This is a genomic window from Microcoleus sp. PH2017_35_SFW_U_B (assembly GCF_020737865.1).
Taxonomy (GTDB): domain Bacteria; phylum Cyanobacteriota; class Cyanobacteriia; order Cyanobacteriales; family Microcoleaceae; genus Microcoleus.
On record NZ_JAEQDE010000183.1, the window covers coordinates 1 to 6,973 of the forward strand.

General features: G+C 43.2%; 5 protein-coding genes and 2 pseudogenes. 5 read left to right on the forward strand and 2 right to left on the reverse strand.

The window, feature by feature from the left end; genetic code table 11:
• Nucleotides 1–1,270: pseudogene (locus JGK36_RS33145) on the forward strand (IS5 family transposase); the annotation flags it as partial.
• Nucleotides 1,271–1,366: 96 nt separating this feature from the next.
• Nucleotides 1,367–1,527: pseudogene (locus JGK36_RS33150) on the forward strand (ISKra4 family transposase); the annotation flags it as partial.
• Nucleotides 1,528–1,707: 180 nt separating this feature from the next.
• Here JGK36_RS33150 and JGK36_RS33155 read toward each other — a convergent pair.
• A complete protein-coding gene (locus tag JGK36_RS33155; RefSeq protein WP_293199335.1) occupies nt 1,708–2,751 on the reverse strand; it encodes an adenylate/guanylate cyclase domain-containing protein in 1,044 nt (347 codons plus the stop codon).
• 474 nt (nt 2,752–3,225) lie between these two features.
• On the opposite strand from JGK36_RS33155, the gene JGK36_RS33160 reads away from it, so the two are divergent.
• Together JGK36_RS33160 and JGK36_RS33165 are read left to right on the forward strand one after the other, a co-directional pair.
• The gene (locus tag JGK36_RS33160; protein ID WP_293187080.1) at nt 3,226–4,359 is read left to right on the forward strand and encodes a class I SAM-dependent methyltransferase; all 1,134 of its coding nucleotides are present in this window, start codon (nt 3,226–3,228) and stop codon (nt 4,357–4,359) included.
• A 282-nt stretch (nt 4,360–4,641) separates the two neighbouring features.
• Complete coding sequence (locus tag JGK36_RS33165) at nt 4,642–5,421, forward strand: photosystem II S4 domain protein (protein WP_293187081.1); 780 nt, start codon at nt 4,642–4,644, stop codon at nt 5,419–5,421.
• A 184-nt stretch (nt 5,422–5,605) separates the two neighbouring features.
• Here the strand turns inward: JGK36_RS33165 and JGK36_RS33170 are convergent, their stop codons facing one another.
• Complete coding sequence (locus JGK36_RS33170; RefSeq protein ID WP_293187082.1) at nt 5,606–6,394, reverse strand: SDR family oxidoreductase; 789 nt, start codon at nt 6,392–6,394, stop codon at nt 5,606–5,608.
• Nucleotides 6,395–6,492: 98 nt separating this feature from the next.
• Here JGK36_RS33170 and JGK36_RS33175 point away from each other — a divergent pair, with 98 nt between their 5' ends.
• Complete coding sequence (locus tag JGK36_RS33175; protein ID WP_293187083.1) at nt 6,493–6,894, forward strand: hypothetical protein; 402 nt, start codon at nt 6,493–6,495, stop codon at nt 6,892–6,894.
• The last annotated feature ends 79 nt before the right edge of the window (nt 6,895–6,973 follow it).

Genomic DNA, 6,973 nt, shown 5'->3' on the forward strand with positions numbered 1-6,973 from the left:
TGGGGGCATTAATAATTAAAGAAAGGCTAGGAACCAGCGACAAAGAAACGCTAGAACAAATAAGAGAAAACCCATACCTACAATACTTTATAGGCATGACAACCTATAGTGATGCTGCACCATTTGATTCATCCATGTTTGTTCATTTTAGGGAGAGAATAGGAGTCAACCCGAGGAAATAAAATTAACGAAAAAATGGTCAAAGAGCAGACCGAAGTGCCAGGAGTTATCGTCGAAAAAGAGTCATCAGAAATAAGTGAGCCCAAAAATCAAGGAAAATTAATATTAGATGCAACCTGTGCGCCAGCCGACCTTAAATATCCGACCGACTTAGGACTATTAAATCAAGCAAGAGAGCATACTGAAAAAATTATAGATGCTCTACACAATCAAATTCAGTCACCCGTAAAAAAAAAGCCGAGGACATATCGAAACAGAGCCAGAAAAGAATATCTAACCCTAGCAAAAAACCGCAAACCACGACGAAAAGAACGAACAAAAGCAATTAAAAAACAGCTCCAATATATCCACAGAAATTTGGCTAATATAGAGCGAATGGGTCAGCTACAGTTACTGACTAAATCTCATTATAAAATGCTGTTAGTAGTTGCAGAAGTCTACCGTCAACAATTGTCAATGTATGAAAAGAAAGAACATAGTATTCCCGACAGAATAGTAAGTTTAAAGCAACCACATATCCGCCCCAACGTCGCGAGGAAAAGCCGGGAAATCCGTTGAATTTGGGGCAAAACTGTCAGCCAGTTGTCGAAATGGGTACGTATTTTTAGACCGAATTAGTTGGGATAATTTCAACGAATCAGGAGACTTAAAAATACAAGTAGAAACATTTAAACAATTCACCGGATTTTACCCTGAATCAATTCATGTAGATCGGATATATCGAACGCAAGAAAATAGAGCTTGGTGCAAAGAAATGGGCATCAGAATGAGCGGTGTCCGTCTAGGAAGACCTCCCAAAAATCTGAGCAAAGCAATAAAAAAACAAGCTCAATCAGACGAGAGAATTCGTAACTTAATTGAGGGAAAATTTGGAGAAGCCAAAAGAAGATTCAGCCTCGGTAGAGTGATGGCTAAACTTAATAATACTTCTGAAACAAGCATCGCAATAACTTTTTTGGTGATCAATCTTTCTGCCCTGCTACGGCAGGCTTTTTGGCTTTTTTTCGGTCTATTTCATAACAAAAACCTTTTTGGATGTTTTTTTGCTCCAATCATTGGTAAAAGCTATGTTTCGGCAGAAAAAAATTGACAAAACTTATATTGCCGAGGCGATCTCGAATTCACTTATCTTTCTAAATGCTGTTTTCTGACTTTTTCAGCAAGCCCTAACTATGAGCAATTATCATCAGATAAGATTTGTTCCATAGGCTCGGGAGCGGTGGAATCGGCTGTCAAACAAATAGATAGAAGGTTGAAAATTTCTGGAGCTCAATGGTTGAAAAAAAATGTCATAACAAGATGCTAAAACTTCGTTGTGCTTACCTCAACGACCTCTTGGCTATTTGAGGCTTTTGCAAAACCGGGATGCTCCCGTCATGCTTCGCCCCTACACACATATTTGATAAACACAGATGTACCAGATTTTTCTTTAAGGATTGTCGATGTATTCGCACCCTACGAATAATGTTGCCATACCGTTGAATGCTTTAGTATCACAATAATTATATGCTCAGATTAATCTAAGTTTCACGATCCAAATATTTTCCGAATCCAATTCCGCAGCGCAGCCAATAAACCCATTAAATTCTTGAAAAACCCCTGCAAAAAAGAACTTTTCTCAACCTCGAAAATCTCCTCGATTTCCACCGGGAGCGGTGGCATTCCGACAACTTCGTAAAGCGGATATTCGCCGCTCTTTCCCGGGATTTTAACTGATACGCACTGGTTGACGATCGCCAAATCCTTGATTTCCTCATAAGTTTCCTCGGAAATCAGCAAACTTGTTCCCACTTGCTTGTTCGCAGCTTCAATCCGGCTGGCAAAATTTACCGCATCCCCGATCGCCGTTACTGTCTGATTTTTCTTGGCCCCCAGATTCCCCACAACCGCCAAACCGCAGTGAATCCCAATCCCAATCCGCAACCTGTGACTGTATAAAGTCTCAAAATACGGATTGAGTTTGTCCAATTCCTCCAGCATTTCCACCCCAGCCCTCACCGCTTGTTCGGCCGCCTTCTCTGAATTTTCCAACCCAAACAGCGCCATAAAACCGTCGCCCATATAATTATTGATCATCCCGCCGTTGCGGTTGATTACATAACCCATTTTTTGGAAATAGCGATTTAAAAGATAAATTACATCGTAGGGTAATAGCGATTCTGCAAAGGCGGTAAACCCTCGAATATCGGCAAACAAAATTGCAATTTTCTTTTCTTGACCCACAGGTGCAGAAATCAAGTTTCCGGCGATTTCGTCGTTAAAGGTTTCTAAGTCTTCAGAATCGATCGCCAATCTCCGCAAAATCACCTTCCCGCCCGCCACCTGTGTCTGACAAGCCAGCCTAATTTCCGGCTCTAGGCGCAGTTTGTTCGCGAGCTCATCTTCCGCTGAATTGCGGGGCGAGCAAAATTCCAAACCTTCGACTATCAAGACACGACAAGTCGAACACCGCGCACTACCACCACAGGCGTGGGTGTGGGGAATGCCGGCACGCAGGGAAGCTTCCAGAATTATATCGTCGTCGTCTATCTCGATCGCGCGATCGTCCGGCAGATAGTGAATCTGTGGCATATGTGGCGTTTCTAACTAAGTAGCGAGGCATGAGCGGACATCTGTTATTGCAGTGACTCTGTATGCAAACCCGGTTTTTCGACATCTTTTCTGCATTCCCTGATTGATTCAGTATAAGTCGCGATCGACATTAGCTTCTCGTGCCGTCACCTCAACCGCCAAACTCACTCAGCATTAAAATCGCGATCGCACAATGAAAACACCTCAATTATATGCCAAGTAAAGCCTTTGGAATCAAGCTCAAAGCTCAAAGCTCAAAGCTCAAATTAACTGACATAATTCTTAATAAATTTATGATAGCTCAAAACCCTTTAAATCCGTTATTAAATTCCCTGGAACCGCCAGATATTTTGAGAGTTTTGCAGGCTTTTTTCTTCCAAACCTTACTTGATAAGAGTTTGAGCTTTTTTGTTCCCTAAGGAGCAGCCAATTTGCTTGAGATAGAATAGCAGCATCTTTAAAACCCGTATAACCATGAGTTCATCAACAGCCCTACAAAACATCGAACAGCACATCCCGCTGGTGGGAAATATCCATCTCAAAAGTCCGATCGCCTATCGAGCAACCCGCGTCGCAGTCAGTGCGGTTAACGCGGTGCAAATGGCAGTAGCAGAGTCTTATATCAACGGCTTAGAAGTACCGGATTCTGTATTGCGAGGTCTTTTTGATACCTGTATGCCCGTCTTTTTTAAGTATTTTCCCTCTCTGCTCGCACCCTACGAATGGGTACTCAAAGAAACAGAACACACCGCGGAAGGCCCGCGAGATTTAATGAAACTTCAGTACGACTTACCTCAAGCCATGCTGAATCCCATGTTAGGCGAGAGCAAACTGATTTATCCCAAATACAGCATGGGATTGTGGGAAAAAGGAGCAGCCAACCTCGAACAATCTCAAATTCAGATGATTGATGATGTAATTGAGAAACTAGAGATTCAGGATGGCGATCGCATTTTAGACTTTGGCTGCGGTTGGGGCTGCGTTCCCAATTACATTCTTTCCAAATTCCCCAATGTCCAGTTTACTGGCATTAATCTCAGCCACCATCAATGCGAATATATGCGTCACAGGATGCAAGATCCCGACAGCTACCTCAGTTCAGGTCGATTTACCTTATTTGAAGGCGATTTGAACGACGCCCAATTCGATACCAAATTTGACAAAATTCTCTCGATCGGAGTTTTTTGTCATGTCGGTAATTTAACCAAAGCTTTTCAAAAGCTCTCCTCTTTCCTCAAAGATAACGGCCGCGCTTTCATTCACATCATCACCGTTCGCACCCCTAACAACATCTCCAGTGTTTTCACCCACAAATACATTTTCCCCCACGGTCGTTACTGGAAATACGATGCCGTTCCCAGCCACAACAAAGACCTCAAAACCATCAAACAATGGTATCTCAACGGTTACAATTACTCTACAACCTTTGCTAACTGGCTGAAAAACTTTGATGACTCTCAGGCGACAGTCAAAGATTTAGACTACGGCATCGATTATGCCAAATTCCGCAGAATCTGGCGGTTTTACTTGATTTGGTTTGTTGCTAATTTCGCCAGTTGCGATGGTGAATATAACGGCAACGGTCAATATTTAATGGTTCATTCCTAATTGCTGACATTCCTGGATGCATCAACCGGGTTTTTCAACACCCGTAATCCGTTAATGAGAAAATCTCACCTGTAGGGAAACGGCACTGCCCTGCCCGGCGGGGAGTTAAGGCAATAACAGCTAATTGTTGCTACGGTTATTAAACGTAGCAACAATTTTTAATAATTGGTATTATTTGACAATTTTAGACTATAATGAAAGTAGTGGGACTGCTAAAGAAGTAGACTTTTTAGTTGCTACACCAACGTTTGGCAATTTCAAATTAGAATCTAAAATTGACTGATGTTACAAAAAGAAGAACTGTTAAAAGGCATCGAAAACCGCGAATGTGTGGCGCGGGCATTAGACCAAGCTGAACAAGCAATTAAAACTTGGGAAGTTACTCTGACTGATTTTCTGTCGCCGCCGGAGTTGGCGGACACTCTGACGGTATTTAAGCGCTTAACTGATGTGGAATTAGTGGCTTGGGGTGGCTATCCCCAGGGTGAAAGGCAGAGAATTGCGATCGCCCGATCGGAAATCCCGATCGACTCTGGGAGTGTTAGCATTGCTGCGGTGGAGATAGCCGGCAATTTCCTGTTTGACACCGCCAGTCACCGCGACTTCTTAGGCGCAATGCTGGGTACGGGGATTGTCCGCGAAAAAACCGGGGATGTGATTGTCTTGGGGGAACGGGGCGCGCAGGCGATTGTCATGCCGGAGATGGTAGAGTATTTGGAGATGAGTTTGCAGCAAGTGCGATCGGTTCCGGTAAAAACTCGGCGCATTGAGTTGAGCGAACTAAAAATTAGAGAACCGAAAAAGAAAGAAATGACAACCGTTGAAGCATCGATGAGATTGGATGCTGTTGCTTCTGCGGGATTTGCCATGTCTCGCAGCAAAATGGTTGATTTTATTGACAGAGGGGACGTGCGAGTTAATTGGAAGGACATCACCCAAGCTAGTTATAACGTTAAGTCGGGAGATTTAATCGCTGTTACTGGTAAGGGAAGATTGGAAATTGGGGAAGTTATGATTACTAAAAAAGAACGCTATCGAGTGCAGTTAACTCGATATCTGTAATTTTGACCACATCGTTGAGTTAAAAGAAACCGGGTTTTTTACGATATTTAAGGTGACAACGAATTATTTCGAGAAAAACCCGGTTTCTGCCCACATCGTTGAGTTAAAAGAAACCGGGTTTTTTACGATATTTAAGGTGACAACGAATTATTTCGAGAAAAACCCGGTTTCTGGCCACCTTCAGTTATCCTGGCTTACGCTGAAATAGCTTGGCTATCGAGTTTACCAAAAGTTCTCGCGGCATAAATCGGGGCATATTTACGATGAGTGGATTGGGGAATCCGCCCGTCACGACGTTAGACTGATTTTTCTCTAAAGCTTTGAGTGCATCTCGCACTACTTCATCGGCGGGGACGAGTTTTTGCCCGCTGCTAGATGCTAGGGATGCCGGAAATTCTGCTGCTTTAAAAAAATCGGATTCTGTGGGGCCCGCACAAAGTGCTAAAACCCGAATTCCTAAATCTTTGTTTTCCGCCCAAAGTGCCTCGCTGAAACTCAAGACAAAAGCTTTAGTTGCTGCATAAATTGATAAATACGGCATCGGTTGAAAGGCTGCAATAGAAGCAACATTGATGATACTTCCCGATTTTCTATCCCGCATTCCCGATAAAAATAAGTGCGATAGTTCAACTAATGCTACAATATTCAGTTGCAGAATTCCTACTTGTTTTGCTAAAGGGCGATCGCCAAAAGCGCCATAATCCCCCAAACCCGCATTATTCACCAACAAATCAACCGTCCAACCTTTTTGAACAACCGCATCAAATACAGCAGTTGTGGCTCCTGGCGCAGTCAAATCTTGAACGATAATTTCGACCAAAATGTTGAATTGCTGTTGCAGTTTAGCAGCTAGCTGCTGCAATTTGGCTTCGGAACGAGCTACCAAGATTAGATTGTGCTGGCGTTGGGCTAATTCGATGGCAAAGGCTGCGCCTATTCCGCCTGAAGCACCGGTAATTAAAGCAGTTGGCATGAAGTTAATTTAGATTATTTGATTGGGGCTTTATATATTTTAACAATTATCTCGTCTAGCAGCCTGTAGAATAATTAAATAGGGAATAGGTGAGTTTTATGGGGCGTCTTACCGATCGAGCTTTTGACATTTTACGGGCCCAAGTTGACAAGTGCGCGGCTGATGATGCTCTAGCGGGTGGGGTTTACCGCAAGATGGTGATGAAGCGGCTGGAGAAATTGCGATCGCAAAACGGCACTTTCGCATCCAGAGAAGAAATCCGCGATACTTTCAAAGACGAATTTCCCAACTTCAGCGAAGAAGCTCTCAAAGCTGCTGTTAAAGCCAACCGCGCGCCCGGATTTTTTGATAAAATCATCTGGGTTGGCGGTTTGCTGGGTGGCGCAGCGGGGATAATTTGGCTGATTAACCTGCCTTTCCCGATGATTCGGTGGCCCGTGGCGAAAACTATGCCGATATTGCTGCTGCCGAGCTTTATTAGTATTATAAAACTTTATTAAGTTTGTAAGCAGTAGTAAGCAATAGTAGTATCATATAGTCAAAATGGTCAACTGAGAGAATTATTGCGATCGTCCAAAA